16 protein-coding genes and 1 pseudogene are annotated in these 14,848 nt (G+C 65.5%); 9 read left to right on the top strand and 8 right to left on the bottom strand.

All coding sequences use genetic code 11. The annotated features are described in order from the left end of the window. Positions 1–353: 353 nt before the first annotated feature. Positions 354–1,346: an adenosine kinase gene (locus EN857_RS01805; protein ID WP_127282484.1), complete on the bottom strand. Its 993-nt coding sequence runs from the start codon at positions 1,344–1,346 to the stop codon at positions 354–356. Between the two features lie 277 nt (positions 1,347–1,623). Between EN857_RS01805 and EN857_RS01800 the strand changes: the two genes are divergently transcribed. Continuing rightward, a complete protein-coding gene (locus EN857_RS01800) occupies positions 1,624–2,526 on the top strand; it encodes an EamA family transporter (RefSeq protein ID WP_135857789.1) in 903 nt (300 codons plus the stop codon). A 64-nt stretch (positions 2,527–2,590) separates the two neighbouring features. Beyond that, the gene (locus EN857_RS01795; protein WP_135857787.1) at positions 2,591–3,286 is read left to right on the top strand and encodes a sulfate transporter family protein; all 696 of its coding nucleotides are present in this window, start codon (positions 2,591–2,593) and stop codon (positions 3,284–3,286) included. A gap of 13 nt (positions 3,287–3,299) precedes the next feature. Here the strand turns inward: EN857_RS01795 and EN857_RS01790 are convergent, their stop codons facing one another. The 5 genes from EN857_RS01790 to EN857_RS01770 form a co-directional block, all read right to left on the bottom strand. Further along, positions 3,300–4,103 carry an oxaloacetate decarboxylase gene (locus EN857_RS01790; protein ID WP_127282481.1) on the bottom strand — a complete coding sequence of 268 codons (804 nt, stop codon included), beginning with the start codon at positions 4,101–4,103 and terminating at the stop codon, positions 3,300–3,302. Positions 4,104–4,181: 78 nt separating this feature from the next. After that, a complete protein-coding gene (locus tag EN857_RS01785; RefSeq protein WP_135857786.1) occupies positions 4,182–5,006 on the bottom strand; it encodes a hypothetical protein in 825 nt (274 codons plus the stop codon). Positions 5,007–5,086: 80 nt separating this feature from the next. Beyond that, a complete protein-coding gene (locus EN857_RS01780) occupies positions 5,087–5,752 on the bottom strand; it encodes an HAD family phosphatase (RefSeq protein ID WP_135857784.1) in 666 nt (221 codons plus the stop codon). Then, entirely contained in the window at positions 5,752–6,237 is a 486-nt protein-coding gene (gene dut, locus EN857_RS01775) for a dUTP diphosphatase (protein WP_128274709.1), read from the bottom strand. Before dut ends, EN857_RS01780 begins: the two co-directional genes overlap by 1 nt. Before the next feature lie 84 nt (positions 6,238–6,321). Continuing rightward, positions 6,322–6,792: an Lrp/AsnC family transcriptional regulator gene (locus EN857_RS01770; protein WP_135857965.1), complete on the bottom strand. Its 471-nt coding sequence runs from the start codon at positions 6,790–6,792 to the stop codon at positions 6,322–6,324. Positions 6,793–6,907: 115 nt separating this feature from the next. Between EN857_RS01770 and EN857_RS01765 the strand changes: the two genes are divergently transcribed. The 4 genes from EN857_RS01765 (at position 6,908) to EN857_RS01750 (ending at position 10,492) form a co-directional block, all read left to right on the top strand. Next, positions 6,908–7,159, top strand: a complete 252-nt coding sequence (locus EN857_RS01765) for a DUF6356 family protein (protein WP_127391730.1) — start codon at positions 6,908–6,910, stop codon at positions 7,157–7,159. 15 nt (positions 7,160–7,174) lie between these two features. Further along, complete coding sequence (locus EN857_RS01760; RefSeq protein WP_127282476.1) at positions 7,175–7,975, top strand: class II glutamine amidotransferase; 801 nt, start codon at positions 7,175–7,177, stop codon at positions 7,973–7,975. A 215-nt stretch (positions 7,976–8,190) separates the two neighbouring features. After that, positions 8,191–8,985, top strand: coding sequence for a class II glutamine amidotransferase (locus EN857_RS01755; protein WP_127282475.1), 795 nt, complete (start codon positions 8,191–8,193; stop codon positions 8,983–8,985). Positions 8,986–9,118: 133 nt separating this feature from the next. Next, on the top strand, positions 9,119–10,492 hold the full coding sequence (locus EN857_RS01750; RefSeq protein ID WP_135857781.1) for an amidase: 1,374 nt from the start codon (positions 9,119–9,121) through the stop codon (positions 10,490–10,492). On the opposite strand, the pseudogene EN857_RS01745 reads toward EN857_RS01750, so the two are convergent. Both EN857_RS01745 and EN857_RS01740 read right to left on the bottom strand, forming a co-directional pair. Further along, positions 10,486–11,558: pseudogene (locus EN857_RS01745) on the bottom strand (FAD-binding oxidoreductase). The gene EN857_RS01750 and the pseudogene EN857_RS01745 sit on opposite strands and share 7 nt — an antisense overlap. 71 nt (positions 11,559–11,629) lie before the next feature. Then, a complete protein-coding gene (locus EN857_RS01740; protein WP_210235130.1) occupies positions 11,630–13,438 on the bottom strand; it encodes a winged helix-turn-helix domain-containing protein in 1,809 nt (602 codons plus the stop codon). 205 nt (positions 13,439–13,643) lie between these two features. Here EN857_RS01740 and EN857_RS01735 point away from each other — a divergent pair, with 205 nt between their 5' ends. The 3 genes from EN857_RS01735 (at position 13,644) to EN857_RS01725 (ending at position 14,800) form a co-directional block, all read left to right on the top strand. Beyond that, a complete protein-coding gene (locus EN857_RS01735; RefSeq protein WP_127282471.1) occupies positions 13,644–13,925 on the top strand; it encodes a DUF4242 domain-containing protein in 282 nt (93 codons plus the stop codon). A gap of 16 nt (positions 13,926–13,941) precedes the next feature. Further along, complete coding sequence (locus tag EN857_RS01730) at positions 13,942–14,475, top strand: hypothetical protein (protein ID WP_127391725.1); 534 nt, start codon at positions 13,942–13,944, stop codon at positions 14,473–14,475. Between the two features lie 85 nt (positions 14,476–14,560). After that, positions 14,561–14,800: a DUF1127 domain-containing protein gene (locus EN857_RS01725; protein WP_135857777.1), complete on the top strand. Its 240-nt coding sequence runs from the start codon at positions 14,561–14,563 to the stop codon at positions 14,798–14,800. The last annotated feature ends 48 nt before the right edge of the window (positions 14,801–14,848 follow it).

Raw genomic sequence — 14,848 nt, 5'->3', positions numbered from 1 at the left:
TCCCCAGCTGCGGCCGATTGAAATGGCTACAGCAGGAAGCGAAAATGGCAGCAACGACAAACACAGCGACCCGACAGGTTGCTGTCTTGCATTTCTTGCACCCCAACTGGACATCCCGAAATGTCAGTCACGGGACGCCTCAGTCTGCGTGTAGGTGTGCTCTATGACAGGCGTGCGACAAATCGCGTTCTTCCTTCTCCCCTGTTGGAGAAGGTGGTTCGGCGCGCAGCGTCGAGACGGTTGAGGGGTGTTCCAGCTTGGCGCCAGCATCCACCTCACCCGGATTGCCAGCCGATTTGTGAAGGATAAATCGGGGCAATCCGACTTCTTCCACAAGGGGAGAGCTAAGAGACCTACAGCAACCCCGCCAGCTGGGCCGCGCTGCGCAAATTCTGCCGCGGCCGCGGCCCGATCTGCTGGATCACCAGCCCGGCCGCCAGCGAGCCGAGGTTGCCGCAATCCTTCAGGCTGCGTCCAGCAGTGTAACCGTAGAGGAAACCGGCGGCATAGAGGTCGCCGGCGCCGGTGGTGTCGACCAGTTCGCGGATCGTCGTTGCCTCGATGGTGACGGTCTCGTCGCCGCGCACGATGACCGAGCCCTTTTCCGAGCGGGTGACGGCTGCGATCTTGCAATCCTTGCGGATCGCCGCCAGCGCGTCCTCGAAAGACGAGGTCTGGTAGAGCGATTTGATCTCGTGGCTGTTGGCGAAGACGATGTCGACGGTGCCCGAGCGCATCAGGTCGAGGAACTCGTCGCGGTAGCGGTCGACGCAGAACGAGTCCGACAGCGTCATCGACACTTCGCGTCCGGCTTCATGCGCCAGTTTCGCCGTCTGCCGGATCGCTTCCTTGGCGCGCGGCGGATCCCACAGATAGCCCTCGAAATAGGTAACCTTGGCGCCGGAGGCCTTGTCGGCCTCGACATCCTCGGGACCGAGCTCGACGCAGGCGCCGAGATAGGTGTTCATCGAGCGCTCGCCGTCCGGCGTGACGAAGATCATCGAGCGCGCCGTTGGCGGCTGGCCCTGGAGTGGCTTGGTGTCGAAGGCGACGCCCTGGGCCTGGATGTCGTGGGTGTAGATTTCGCCGAGCGGGTCGTTCGAGACCTTGCCGAAGAAGGCGGCGCGGCCGCCGAAGCTGGCGATGCCCGCCGCCGTGTTGCCGGCGCTGCCGCCGGAGGCCTCGATCGCCGGGCCCATGCGGCTGTAGAGCAATTCGGCGCGCCTGGTGTCGATCAGGTTCATCGCGCCCTTGATGATGCCGTTGGTCTCGAGGAAGGCGTCGTCGCACTGGGCGATGATATCGACAATGGCATTGCCGATGCAAAGCACGTCATAGTCCGGCATCAATCTCTCCGCCTGGGAACCTGCCGGCTTTCTGCCATGCCGGCCGGGCGCGGGTCTAGCGAGTTGCCGCCCTTTTGCCTACCCCGAAAATCGGCATCGGGTTCCGCCATTCCGGCCAATGGCCGCGCTTATTCGCCGGCTGCTGCAGCCATCGCATCAAACTGGACCATATCGGCCGTGACGATGGCGGCTATGGTTGCATCGGGATCGAAACATTTCCGCCTGGCCGTCGGCTAGAAGCGATCCGATCGAAGTTTCTGAAAAGTGCGAACCGGCAATGCCCGCAAAGACCGACATGACCACCGAACTGGCCCTTCTTGGCGTGCTGGCCGTGCTGTGGGGCGCGTCCTATAGCTTCATCAAGGTCGGCGTCGAGACGATCCCGCCGGTCACCTTCATCGCCGCACGCACCCTGATCGCCGGCGCCATCCTGCTCGCCATCATCCGCTGGCGCGGCCTCGCCATGCCGAGAGACGCCGCAACCTGGCGACGCTTCGCCTTCCAGGCCTGCCTGAACAGCGTCGTGCCCTTCACCCTGATCGCCGCCGCCGAGCGCTCCATCGATGCCGGCCTCGCCACCATCCTCAACGCCACATCGCCGATCTTCACTTTCCTTCTGACCGCGCTGATCACTCGCCACGAGTCGGTTACGCTGCGCAAGCTGGTCGGCGTCGGCGCCGGCATTGCCGGCATCTGCCTGATCGTCGGCACGGAGGCGCTCGGCGGCCTCGGCCATCAGCTATGGGCGCAGCTTGCCGTCATCGCCGCCACCGTCAGCTATGCGGGCGCCGCCATTTTCGGGCGCAACTTCAGGGGGCTCGACCCGATGCTGCCGGCCGCTGGCTCGATGATCTGCGGCGCCGCGATTTTGATCCCGCTGAGCCTTGTTTTCGACCGGCCGTGGACGCTCTCGCCATCGACGGCATCGATCCTTGCGCTGATTGGACTTTCGGTCTTTTCGACCGCGCTCGCCTTCTCGATCTTCTTCCGCCTCATCCACACGCTGGGCTCGGTCGGCACCACGTCGCAGGCCTATCTGCGCGTGCCGATCGGCGTCGGCATCGGCGCGCTCTTCCTGGGCGAGAGCCTCGGTCCGACGGCTTGGCTCGGCATGGGTTTCGTGGTCGTCGGCGTCGCGGCGATGACCATCCCCGCGCGGCAGAGGAAGCTTGCGCAATAGTTGCGCTGCTCGACAAGGGTGCCTATCTCGGAAGCGTCTTTGTCGATGAGGGGTTGGAGACGCCGTGATCCTCGACGCTGCCCGCGCCGCCGCCGGCCGGCTGTTCTCGCCCGAATTCCGCTCCGTCTTCCTTAAGACATTGGGGCTGACCCTGCTGGCGCTGGTGGCCTTTTGGTTCGGCATCGAGAGCCTGCTCGAATGGCTGGCCTGGCCGTGGCTGCAGGGGCTTCTGCCCGGCCTGCCGTCCTGGGCCGGATGGCTGGGCGCCATTGTCACCGGCATCCTTCTGGCGATGGGGATGGCTCTTCTTGTCGCGCCGGTGACGGCCGTGATCGCCGGCCTGTTCCTCGACGACGTCGCCGAAGTGGTCGAGCGTATCGACTATCCGGATGATCCGCCGGGCCGTCCCGTGCCAGCCCTGCACGCGCTGGTGCTGGCGATAAAATTCTTCGGCGTCGTTGTCCTCGGCAACATAGTCGCCCTGCTGCTGCTCCTGGTGCCGGGCATCAACATCGCCGCCTTCTTCATCGTCAACGGCTACCTGCTCGGGCGCGAGTTCTTCGAATTCGCCGCCATGCGCTTCCGCCCGGAGGCAGAGGCCAAGGCGCTGCGCAGGAAACATGCCGGCACGGTGTTCCTGGCCGGCCTGGTCATTGCCGCCTTCCTCGCCGTGCCGCTGCTCAACCTTTTGACCCCGCTGTTCGCCGCCGCCATGATGGTCAACCTGCACAAGGCGGTATCGGCGCGGGAAAAGGCGTAACTCTGTCCGGCCGTCAGTCGCCCGGCTTGCCAAACAGCGATTGCAATTTGCCGAACGGCATCGCGGAGCGGGTGAAGCCGAACGTGCCGTCCTGCTGGATCTCGCGTGCCGCCGTCTCCAGCATGCCGAAGGCGAAATTGGTCAGCCACGGTCCGAGCGAGATGCGCTTGACGCCCGCCTGGGCGAGGTCGGCGGTGGTGAAGCCTGGCCGCGCCATGACATTGACGGGCTTGTTCACCGACGAGCAGACGATCCGCACCGTCTCGACGTCGCTCAACCCTGGCGCATAGAGCACGTCGGCGCCGGCCTGCTCGAAGGCCTGCAGCCGCTTGATCGTGTCGTCGATATCGGTCCGGCCCCACAGGAAATTCTCGGCCCGCGCGGTGAAGACGAAATCGTGCTTCAGCGCCCGCGCCGCCTCGACAGCCGCGGCGACGCGTTCGACCGCGTGCGAAAATTCATAGATGGGCTTTTCCGGATCGCCGGTGTGGTCCTCGATCGAGCAGCCGGCAAGCCCGGCCGCCTCAGCCGCGAAGATGGTCTCGGCGGCCTGTTCCGGGCTGTCGCCCTTGCCGCGCTCGAGATCGGCCGAGACCGGCAGGCTGGTCGCCGCCGTCACCTCGCGGCAATGATGGATCATCTGGTCGAACGTCACCGCGCCGTCGGGCAGGCCGCGCGAGAAGGCAAAGCCGGCGCTCGTCGTCGCCAGCGCCTTGAAGCCGAAGGAGGCGAGAAGCTTCGTCGTGCCGATATCCCAGGGGTTGGGCATGACGAAGGTCGAGGCGTGCAGGTCGCGAAAGATCTTGCCCTTGTCCATGGATGCTTCCCTCCAGACATCGAATTGCCGGGAAAGTCTATCGCGCCGATTTTCGCCGGGCAAACGAATGCGTTTGGCTCAGAAGCGTTTCTCGTTTTCTGCTGACAAACGCTCGAACGCCTTGGAGCCAGGCACGTAGCGCGACGCTTTCTTGCTCCAGCGGTAGGTCACGGAGATCTTGTGCGACGAGGCCTTGGGCTGCTCGCCCTCGCAGTCCTCGCCCGGCACGGTGGCGTCTGTGACCGTCGCCTTGATCGCCGCATAGCGCCGGCCGTCCGCGAGCGTCTTGAAGGCAAGATCCTGCGTCCGCTTGTAGCAGTAGTTTTCATCGAACGTGTTGATGGTGTCGACCAGCTCGAAGCGGTCGTTGCGGACCATGAGCAGCAACGTGCTGACATAGCCCTGGTTCGAATTGAAATGCGTGCTGGTGATGACGACGGCGTCATCGCCGGCGCTGATCGAAAGCCTGGCCGGTTCGCGAAAAAACGTGCTCCGATCGGTGGCGACATTGACCGCATCGAGCAGTTTCGGCTCGCCGCTGAGGTCGTAGAGCGCCAGCACAGCGAAACCCTCGGCGCTGTCGGAGGCTTGCCCGAGGTCGAACAGCATCGTCAGCCGCTCCCCGCCGCCGGCTTTGATGTCGAGCACGGCGGCGCTCGACAGGTCGCCGGTCGCAGGCGGCGCCTCGTCATCGGCCTCACCGCTGATGGGGCGGATCTTGATCGGCGAAGTGCCGGCGAGAACCGGAACGACCATGTTGGCAAGGTCGAGATAGGTGACGCCGTTATGGCCAGGGACGGCGCTGCTCAGTTCCGGGAAGCTGGCGTTCTGTGCGCCTGCCGCTGCCCACAGCCAGGGCAAGAACAGGCAAGCGAGAATGAAGCGATACAAAATGGAAATCATATGTGCGGGTGCCCCTCGAAAGAGCGCACGCTAGCACGGAGTTTTGCAGCGCACAGCCGGGGGCAAGGTCGAACATAGGCTCAGGGGATCGGCACCAGCCCGGCCAGCTCGCGCATGTCGTCGAACAGGATGCCGCCGGCCTCTTCCAGGCCGTGCGGATCGGAATAGGGGTCCGCGTGATAGGAGAAGACGCGCATGCCGGCGGCGATGCCGGCCTCGGTGCCGGCGACGCTGTCCTCGATGACGATGCAGTCGGCCGGCGCGAAGCCCATGGTCTTTGCCGCGTAGAGGAACAGGTCCGGAAACGGCTTGCCGCGCCCGACCATGGTCGAGGAGAACATGGCGTGCTCGAACAGCGGCAGCAGCCCGGTCTGGCCGAGGGTGATGTGCATCTTCGACACCCGCGCCGAGGAGGCGACGCAGTAGGCGATGCCGGCGGCTCGCACCTTCTCGATGAAGTCGCGAACATGAGGGATCGCCTCGACGCCATGCGCGAACAGGTCCGGCAGGCCGGCGTTCCAGCGGTCGACGAAATCGACGCCGAGCCTGACCTCGGTCACCGCTTCAATCTCTTTCTGCACCGAGGCCATGCTGCGGCCGGAGAAGTTCTTGCGGCAATATTCGAAGGTGGTGGCGAAGCCGGCGCCGCTCAGCCATTCGGCGAGGCGCCGGTTGGCAAGGTTTTCGGTGTCGACCAGAACCCCGTCGCAATCGAAGATGACCAGCTTTGGAAAGGGCCCACGCATCAAGCGGTGCCGGTAGACCCGAAACCGCCGCCGCCGCGCGTCGTGCTGCCAGCCAGGGAGCGTTCTTCCACCGCCACCTGAGTCACCGCGGCAAAGACGATCTGGGCGATGCGCATGCCGCGCGTCACCGCAAAGTCCTCGTCGCCGAGATTGACCAGCAGCACCTTCACCTCGCCGCGATAATCGCTGTCGATGGTGCCGGGTGAATTGAGAACGGTAAGGCCGTGTTTGAAGGCAAGACCGGAGCGCGGCCGGACCTGGCCTTCCATGCCTTCGGGAATTTCCACGATCAGCCCGGTCGGCACCAGCGCGCGTTTACCGGGCAGGATCAGCAAAGGCCGGTCTTCCGGCACCGCGGCGCGCAAATCCATGCCGGCGGCGCCTGAGCTTTCATAGGCCGGCAGTGGCAGGCCTTCGCCATGCGGAAGCCGGACGAAACCGACGGAGGGGCCGATGACGGAGGAGGGATAGACAGCTGTGCGCATGAGCCCATTCCTATCGGCGCGAGTGCCGGAAAGGTCAACCCGGCAGCAACGCTATCAACGCCTTTCTTTCGAGGCGGTTCCTGCTCAGCGCAGCTCTACCGGTACGACGGTCGTCTCCTTGATCTCCTCCATGACGAAGGAGGCCGAGACATCCGACAGCGCCACCTTGGCGATCAGCCGCTGGTAGAGCCGGTCATAGGCCTTCACGTCGGCGACGCGGGCTCTCAGCACATAGTCGAGATCGCCCGACATGCGGTAGACGCCGGTGATCTCGGCAAAGCCGGTCACCGCCGCGCGGAATTTCTGCAGCCAGTCCGGATCGTGGTTGGAGGTGCGGACCAGGATGAACACGGAGAGGCCCAGCCCGAGCTTGTCGGCATTGACCAGCGCCACGCGCCCGGTGATGACGCCGTCCTCCTCCAGCCGCTTGACCCGCCGCCAGCAGGCATTGCGCGACAGCGCCACCCGCTCCGACAGCTGATCGACCGACAACGTGCCGTCGCGTTGCAGCTCCGCCAGCAATCTTCGATCGATTTCATCGATTTCTATGCTCATCATGGGATGAATGTCCCAAATTGTTGCTCATCGCAAGGACAATTTGGGATCGATGAACCTTTGACCCGTGGCACGATACCCAGCATCGGGGCTCATCCCGGCAGGAGGGATCACCATGACGACGTTTTCGAAGCTGTTCACCTCTCACCCGGCCAAGGTGGGCGAGACCTATTTCAGCCACATGGCCTTCGCCGCTTGGTTCTGCTCGCGCCTGTCGATGGCCGCGGGCGCAGCGCTCGTTCACGCTTTCTTGCCATTTCTGTTCGAGACTACCGCCAGCCGAATCGTCCGCGAGCTCTATGAGCGGACGCACAACAGAGGCTCACACGCGGTCAAGGAGCCCAAGGCTCTGATGGACCGCGCCTAGCAACGGTGGAATGCGATGTGCCGGTGGGCGGCCTATTTTGGTGAAGCGGTCTTCCTCGAAGACATCATCACCGCGCCCTGCCATTCGCTGATCGCCCAGAGCCACTGCGCCCAGGAAGCCAAGTCGCCGACCAATGGCGACGGTTTCGGGCTTGCCTGGTATGGCGACCGGCCCGAGCCCGGCCTCTATCGCGACATCCTGCCGGCCTGGTCGGACCCCAATCTGAAGAGCCTGTGCCGGCAGATCAAGTCCGGCCTGTTCCTCGCCCATGTGCGCGCCTCGACCGGCGGCGCCACCAGCCGCATGAACTGCCATCCCTTCATCTCCGGCCGCTGGTCGTTCATGCACAACGGCCAGATCGGTGGTTTCGAGAAGATCCGTCGCGCGCTGGAGAATTCGCTCTGCGACGCCGTCTTCGACCAGCGCGAGGGCACCACAGATTCCGAGCTCTTTTTTCTCCTGATGATCGACGAGGGTCTGTCCGAAGACCCGCAAGGCGCGGTGTCGCGCGCCACCAGTCGCGTGCTGGAAGCCTCGCGTCGCGCTGGCCTCGAGCCGGCGCTGAAGCTGACGGCTGCTTTCTCCGACGGCCAGGCGCTCCATGCCGTGCGCTACGCCACCGATGATCATGCGCCGACGCTCTACACCTCCGTCTTCCGCAACGGCGCGGGCCGCTGCATCGTTTCCGAACCCTTCGACCGCGACGGCGGCGAGTGGCAGGCGATCCCGCCGTCGAGCTTCGTCACCATGACGGCGGACGGCATGGGCATTCGGCCTTTTGCACCTGCAGCGAACAAGCTGGCGCTGGTCGGCTAAACACGATCTCGATCCGTCGAGACCGGTGCGGTCCGGGCCGGAATCGCCCGGCGATCGCCGCCATCTTTCCGGCCTGCCTTGGGCAAAGGATCAGCAAAACATCAGCGCGACGTAAGGACGCCAAACCGTCCTCCTGTCATCTCTGGCGCCTCACCGGCGGCGAATGGTTTTCATTCGCGGCCCCGGTTGGATGGGCAAAAGAGGATGACGCGACAATGTGCAGATGGGCCGCCTATCTCGGCGAAGCGATATTCCTTGAAGAGATCGTCACCGCACCTTCCCACTCGCTGATCGTTCAGAGCCGCGACGCGCGGGAGGCGAAATCGCCGACCAATGCCGACGGCTTCGGTCTCGCCTGGTATGGCGGGCGGCCCGAGCCTGGGCTCTATCGCGATATTCTGCCGGCCTGGTCAGACCCCAATCTGAAAAGCCTGTGCCAGCAGATCAGATCCGGCCTTTTCCTGGCCCACGTCCGCGCCTCGACCGGTGGCGGCACCAGCCGCATGAACTGCCACCCGTTCATTTCCGGCCGCTGGTCGTTCATGCATAACGGCCAGATCCACAGCTTCGAAAGGATACGCCGCGGACTGGAAAACTCGCTTTCGGACGCCGTCTACGACCGGCGCTCGGGCAGCACCGATTCCGAGCTGTTCTTCCTGCTGATGATCGACGAGGGCCTGTCGCGTGATCCGCATGGCGCGGCAACGCGCGCCGCCAATCGCGTGCTCGACGCCTCGCGCCGCGCCGGTCTGGACCCGGCGCTGAAGCTCACCGCCGCCTTCTCGGACGGCAAGGCACTGCACGCCGTGCGCTACGCCACCGACGATCATGCGCCGACGCTTTACACCTCGGCCTTTGGAAGGGGCCGCTGCATCGTCTCGGAGCCCTTCGACCGCGAAGGCGGCGAGTGGCAGGCGATCCCGCCATCGAGCTTCGTCACCATCACACGCGATGGCATGGTCGTTCGGCCCTTTACTCCGGCTCTGGCGGAGTTGGCGCTCGCGAGCTGAACCATCCGGCCGCGCATACCAGCGCAATCCCGATCAAGCGAGGCCGATCCTCGGATGCTGAACTCGGCTTGAAGCCGCGCCACAGTCCGCCATCTTGATCAGCGGGCGCGGCCAGCAAGCCGGAGCATTCGTCATGGACATCGCCTTCGCCTCGACCATCGATCTCGCCACCGCGATCGCCGCGCGAAGAATCTCGGCCGTGGTGGCGCTGGATGCGCATCTTGCGCAGATCGACAGGGGCAACGGGGCGGTCAACGCCATCGTCACCCTCGACAGGGAAGGGGCTCGCGAGCGCGCCAGGCAGGCGGACGTTGCGCTGGCGCGCGGCGATGCGCTGGGTCCGCTGCACGGCGTGCCCTTCACCCTGAAGGATACGCACGACACGGCCGGCATGAAGACCACGGTCGGCTTCCCGCCGTTTGCCGACTATGTGGCGAAAAAGGACAGCCCGGTCGTGGCGCGGCTGAAGGCGGCTGGCGCAATACTGATCGGCAAGACCAATGTCGCGACCATGCTCAGCGACTGGCAATCGGACAATCCACTGTTCGGCCGCACCGGCAACCCCTGGAATCTGTCGCGCACCGCAGGCGGCTCCAGCGGCGGCGCGGCGGCGGCTGTTGCAGCGGGCATGACGCCGTTCGAGGTCGGCACCGACATGCAGGATTCCATCCGGCTGCCGGCTGCCTTCTGCGGTGTCTACGGCCTGAAGCCGACCGAGCACCGCGTTTCGCTGGCCGGCGCTTTTCCCGATCCGGGCGGGATGGCGCGCAGCGTCCGGCTGATGTCGTGCCTCGGCCCGCTGGCGCGCAGCGCCGAGGACCTGGCACTGATCTACCGGATCATCGCCGGACCGGATGGAGGCGACACCGACCTTGCGCCGGTGCCGGTCGAGGCTACGGATACGCCGGACGTCGGCACGCTGCGCTTCGCCGTCGCCACGACCTTCCCTGGCTTCCCGGTGGCTGGCGAGATCAGCGCCGCCGTCGAGAAGCTTGGCGAGAAGCTCGGATCGGCAGGCGCCATGGTCGATGAGGCAAAATTGCCCCGGCTCGATCTGCACGACGATCTCGCCGAGGGCGGCGCGCTGATCGGCATGATGCTGGAGGCCGCGCAGCCGGACCCGCCGGAGCAGCCGACGCCCGTCTCGCGCTGGTTCACGGCGCTCGCCCGCCGTGACCGCTCGATTCTCGGCTGGGACCGGTTCTTCGAAAGCTGCGATGCGCTGCTCTGCCCAGTCGCCATGACCACCGCCTTCCCGCATTGCGCGCCGGGGACGGCGATCGAGGTCAACGGCAGAGAGGAGAACTATTGGATGCTGCCGGCCTATGGCGCGGTGTTCAATTATTCCGGCCATCCGGCGCTGACGATACCCGGCGGGTACGATGGAGAGGGCCTGCCCATCGGCCTGCAGTTGGTCGGCAGGCGATGGTCGGAATCGCGGCTGCTCGGCATCGCGTCAGCGATCGCGCCACTCACTGACGGCTATCGCAGGCCGACCGGCTATTGAGAGAAACGGCCAAGCCCGTAAGGCTGAAGCAATGGATCGCGCTCGCCGGCCAGAATTTCGCGAGCGGCAAAGAGACCGACGGCCGGCGCCAGCGTGATGCCGGAATGCATGACGGCGACATAGAGCCCGTCCACCCTCTCGGCGCGGCCGATGATCGGGAAGCCGTCGACCGGGGTCGGCCGGTAGCCGACCGTGTGGAAATCGAGCTCCAGCCCCTCGGCGCCGCGCAGCATCGTCTTCGTCGCCTTGAACAGCTCGCGCGCCGTGTCCTCCGCATTCTCGCCCGGATCGGCGCCGCCGAATCCGAGCCGGCGATGATGCGGCCCTCGGCCGTCTGGCGCATGTGCAGCCGCTCGGCCAGCACCAGCCCGTTGAGCAGCTTCTTGTAAGGGCGCGAATGGACGATCAGGCCGGGCGGTGTTTCGATCGGCAGCTTGACCCCGACTGTTTCGGCGATCCCCGGCGCTCCGGCGCCGGCCGCGATCACCACCTCGTCGGCGGCAAGCTGCTCGCCGGGCATCTCCACGCCCGTGACCTTGCCATTGGATCGCACCAGGGCGGTGACGGTTCCGGCTGCCAACTTCGCGCCGCGCCGCTCGGCATCGGCCAGCAGCGCCCTGGTGGCGGCAACCGGCTCGGCGACGCCTTCCTCCGCCACATAGAGCGCAAGCTCCGGAAGCTCGGCAAGATTGGGCTCGATGCGGGCCACCCGATCACGGCCGACGCGCTCGATGCCGTAGCCCCAGGAGGAATGCTCGGCCGCATAGGCCTCGAGCTCGTCCGCCGGCATGTCCCAGCACAGGCCGCCGCACCAGGCGAGCGGCAGGCCGGGCAGATCCTTCGCCAGCCTTGTCCATTCGGCCATGGCGCGCCGGCGCAGCCGGAAATAGGTCTCGGGGTTGCCCCAGCTGGCATTGATCCAGGCAAACGAATTGGGTGTCGCGACGCCACCCGCGCCGCTATCCGAAATCACCGTCACCCGCGCCCCGGCTCCCGTCAGATGCCAGGCGATCGAGGCACCGATGATGCCGGCGCCGATGACGATGACTTCTTTCGCGCTGCTCATGCCGGGCTCCATCGGGGTTTCCCGTCATGCCATCGCACCGAGCCGACCTCAAGCGAGAAGGCGTCCATGCGCTACCCAAGCGCCTCTTGCTTGGTGCCGGCGAGCAGCCCTTTCAACTCGTCGTACCGCCGCATGAGGCGCGGCGAGTCGACTTTCTTCGCGACCGCGAGCACCGTGCCGAGCTCCAGCTCCGCGCCGGTGCGGTCACCCAGCCGGATGAGCAGCGCCGCGAGCGAAAGCCTGGCATCCGCGCAGCTGGTCGGCGAGCCGATCTCGGCCCAGCGCGAGCATGCGGTCTGCAGCTCCCACGCCGCTTCCACGAGGCGATCTTCCCGCATGAACAGTTCCGCCTTGGCCTCGGCAGTCAGCGCCCGGATCGAGGCCATCGGCCAACGTTGCGGCTCGCTTTCCAGTTCGGCGATCACCTGCTTCGCGCGCTCCAGCCGATCGGTCCGCGCCGCCACCTTGGCGAGCGTGGCAAGGACCATGCCGCGCCGCTGCAGGGTTGGCCAGCGGTTCCCAACCAGGGACCGCTCGAGCGCGCTGAAAGCGGCCTCCGCCTGTCCCTGCTCGAGCTGCAGCAGCGCAAGGCCGGGCTGCGGGTCCCAGCCCGCGGCGTGGGACGCGCGATAGGCTGTTTCTGCCTCGACGAAATCGCCGGCGGCAAGATGAATGTCACCCAGGACGCGCAGCGCATCGCCAGTGGCCCAAGGCGCGTCGAGCGCAAGCTGGTCGAGCGCGGCACGCACCAGGGTCTCCGCCTCTTTCAGCGTGCCATGGACGCCGAGCACCTCGGCCCGATGCAGCCGGCACGAGCCCGTGAGTTCCTCCAGCCCGTGTCCTCTGCACCAGCCCTCGTAGCTGAGGGTCCATTGGTTGGCTCTCGCCCAGTCGCCGAAATTTCGGCAGGCCCAGAGAATGTTGCAGTAGAGGATACCGCCGACGATCGGGTCGACATCGCTGGAGAGACCAAGCGCTGCGGCAAAATCCTGGTCTTCCTGCCCGGACCTTGTTTCCCCAAGGCAAAGCTTGAAGAAGCCGCGATAGATGAGACCGAGCGACTCGACAACCGGATCCTCGAGCTGCTTGCCGACCTCGAAAGCCTGCTCGGCGAGCGCGAGCGCGTGCTCCGGCTCGGCTTCCGCGCCCTTGATGCGCGCGCCCATCCAGCACCAGAGGCCATGCTCCCTGCTCTCGGTGGCGCCATCGATCAACTGCGCGGCACGCTTATGCCAGCCATTGGCGGCGGCAAGCTCTCCTCTCTCCAGATGGATCATGGCAAGGGTGATTGCCGGAGAGGCCGCGCGCAGGCGTTCGCCGGCGACGCCGTACTCCGTCACCGCGCGCGCCAGGAGCGGAATGGCTTCCGCTGGCCGTCCCATGCACTCCAGTGCCAATGCCCATTCTTCGAGATCGGCCGTCAACAACTCGTCGGTGGCGTCTGCTTCGGCGAAGGAGGCCGCGGCCTCACGCCATTTTCTGCCCGCAGCGGCCGCGCGTGCCAAAAGGATTGGCGAGCCGGGGCTCGAAGGCTTGCTCACCTCGCCGGCCGGAACGATCTTGTTTTCCGGAGCGGCAGGTGAATCCAGGTAGATCCGGTAGCCAAACCGGGGCAGGTTGCGCAGCGCCGTTTCAATTCCGCCCTGGCGAAGGATGCTGCGAGCGAGACTCGCCACGCGCTGCAGCGAGGCCTCCGTCACCGTGACGCCCGGCCACAGCGTTTCGAGCAGTTCGTCCTTGCTCAGCGCCCGCTCCTGATTTCGCAGCAGCATGGCGAGGAAGTCGAAGACCAGCGGCTGCGCCTCGACCTCCCTGCCGGCGAGGCGAAGGGCGCGGGATTCCTCGTTCAGCTCGAAGTCGCCGAAGCAATAGACCCCCATCGGCAGCATTCCCTCCAACGACAATGGGCAAAGGATCAGGAGAAGATAAGCGCGGCGTAAGGACTGTCGGCCGCCCCTCCTGTCATTCTTCCCGTGCCTGGCGAGCCAAGCGGCACTTTAGCCCAGCAACCCCAGGCATGTCACCGGCAGCGACCTGGTCGGGCCGCCAGCCGGCTTTTGAAGCCAAGATGAGGAGACTACGACAATGCAGAAGTACATCATCGAGCGGGACATTCCCAAGGTCGGCACTTTTGAGCGCGAGCAGCTCCGCGACGCGTCCAAGGCCTCGAACGCCGTCCTCGCCGAACTTGGCCCCGAGATCCAGTGGGTGGAGTCGTTCGTCACCGACGACAAGACCTTCTGCGTCTATCTCGCCAAGGACGAGGCGATCATCCAGCGCCACGCCAAGATGAGCGGCTTCCCGGCCACCAAGATCACGCAGGTGAAGCGCCTGTTCGATCCGACGACGGCGCACGCCAGCGCCTGACGGGGAGGCACGGGTGGTGAAACTCTTCGCAAATCTCGTCCTCGGCACGGCGTTGTCCGGCGCCATCTGGGCCTCCGCGCTCGCCTGCGGCACCGCGGATGCCCATGATACGCCGGATCCGGTGCTCAACCGGTCTCGGGAAATGGCGGCCAGGTACGTCAACATCGAGGTCGCCAAGGCCGAAGGCTACCAGCAGCTCTTCGAATGCACGACGCATGACGAGCACGGCACGATGGGGGTCCACTTCATCCATCCGGGCCGTGCCGGCGATGGCAAGCTCGTGCTCGCCGAGCCGGACGTGCTGACCTACGAGCCGGAGCCGGACGGCTCCATGCAGCTCGTCGGCATGGAGTACATCGTCTTCGAGAAGGACTGGAAGGGCAAGGGCGTTCCCGAGTTCCTCGGCCGCACCCTGCAGCGCAAGACGACCGTGGGCGTCCATCCGGTGGACCCCTACTACGAGCTGCATGTCTGGCACTGGCGGCACAATCCGGCCGGCATGTTCGCCGACTGGAACCCCTATGTGAGCTGCGCCAACGATCAGTCCTGACGCAGCCAAGACCCGGCACCGCATCGGGAGGGTCATTGCATGGCCCTCCCGATCTCCCATCGTTCAAACAGAAGGAAACACGACAATGTCATCCCTTGATGGACTGGAATTCACCATCGATCGGCCCTTCGGCTGGCGCTTCTTCGTGACGGCCATCGATCGTTTCGGCGTCGGCGCCTTCCGCATCATCCGCATTCGCAGGGACCGGGCGCGGCTTCACGAATTTCCGGACCACCTGCTGCGCGACATCGGCATTGATCGCTCCGAGATCGCGTTGGTCACCCGCTACGGCAGCAGGGATGGTCGCGGCTGGCTGTGGAACTGATCTGCGCGGCCGATTTCCGGTCGCCTCGGACCGATCGGCCCGAAACTG

Source organism: Mesorhizobium sp. M4B.F.Ca.ET.214.01.1.1, assembly GCF_004791545.1.
In the GTDB taxonomy this organism is placed as follows: domain Bacteria; phylum Pseudomonadota; class Alphaproteobacteria; order Rhizobiales; family Rhizobiaceae; genus Mesorhizobium; species Mesorhizobium abyssinicae.
The sequence above is the reverse complement of the archived record's forward strand: the minus strand, read 5'-3'. Positions and strand labels throughout refer to the sequence as shown.

Coding starts and splice junctions, on each gene's coding strand:
- EN857_RS01760 (WP_127282476.1), top strand. CDS start 7,175: ATGTGCCGGTGGGCGGCCTATTTTGGTGAAGCGGTCTTCCTCGAAGAC.
- dut (WP_128274709.1), bottom strand. CDS start 6,237: ATGCGCACAGCTGTCTATCCCTCCTCCGTCATCGGCCCCTCCGTCGGT.
- EN857_RS01800 (WP_135857789.1), top strand. CDS start 1,624: ATGCCCGCAAAGACCGACATGACCACCGAACTGGCCCTTCTTGGCGTG.
- EN857_RS01780 (WP_135857784.1), bottom strand. CDS start 5,752: ATGCGTGGGCCCTTTCCAAAGCTGGTCATCTTCGATTGCGACGGGGTT.
- EN857_RS01805 (WP_127282484.1), bottom strand. CDS start 1,346: ATGCCGGACTATGACGTGCTTTGCATCGGCAATGCCATTGTCGATATC.
- EN857_RS01735 (WP_127282471.1), top strand. CDS start 13,644: ATGCAGAAGTACATCATCGAGCGGGACATTCCCAAGGTCGGCACTTTT.
- EN857_RS01740 (WP_210235130.1), bottom strand. CDS start 13,438: ATGGGGGTCTATTGCTTCGGCGACTTCGAGCTGAACGAGGAATCCCGC.
- EN857_RS01725 (WP_135857777.1), top strand. CDS start 14,561: ATGTCATCCCTTGATGGACTGGAATTCACCATCGATCGGCCCTTCGGC.
- EN857_RS01790 (WP_127282481.1), bottom strand. CDS start 4,103: ATGGACAAGGGCAAGATCTTTCGCGACCTGCACGCCTCGACCTTCGTC.
- EN857_RS01785 (WP_135857786.1), bottom strand. CDS start 5,006: ATGATTTCCATTTTGTATCGCTTCATTCTCGCTTGCCTGTTCTTGCCC.
- EN857_RS01765 (WP_127391730.1), top strand. CDS start 6,908: ATGACGACGTTTTCGAAGCTGTTCACCTCTCACCCGGCCAAGGTGGGC.
- EN857_RS01750 (WP_135857781.1), top strand. CDS start 9,119: ATGGACATCGCCTTCGCCTCGACCATCGATCTCGCCACCGCGATCGCC.
- EN857_RS01755 (WP_127282475.1), top strand. CDS start 8,191: ATGTGCAGATGGGCCGCCTATCTCGGCGAAGCGATATTCCTTGAAGAG.
- EN857_RS01770 (WP_135857965.1), bottom strand. CDS start 6,792: ATGAGCATAGAAATCGATGAAATCGATCGAAGATTGCTGGCGGAGCTG.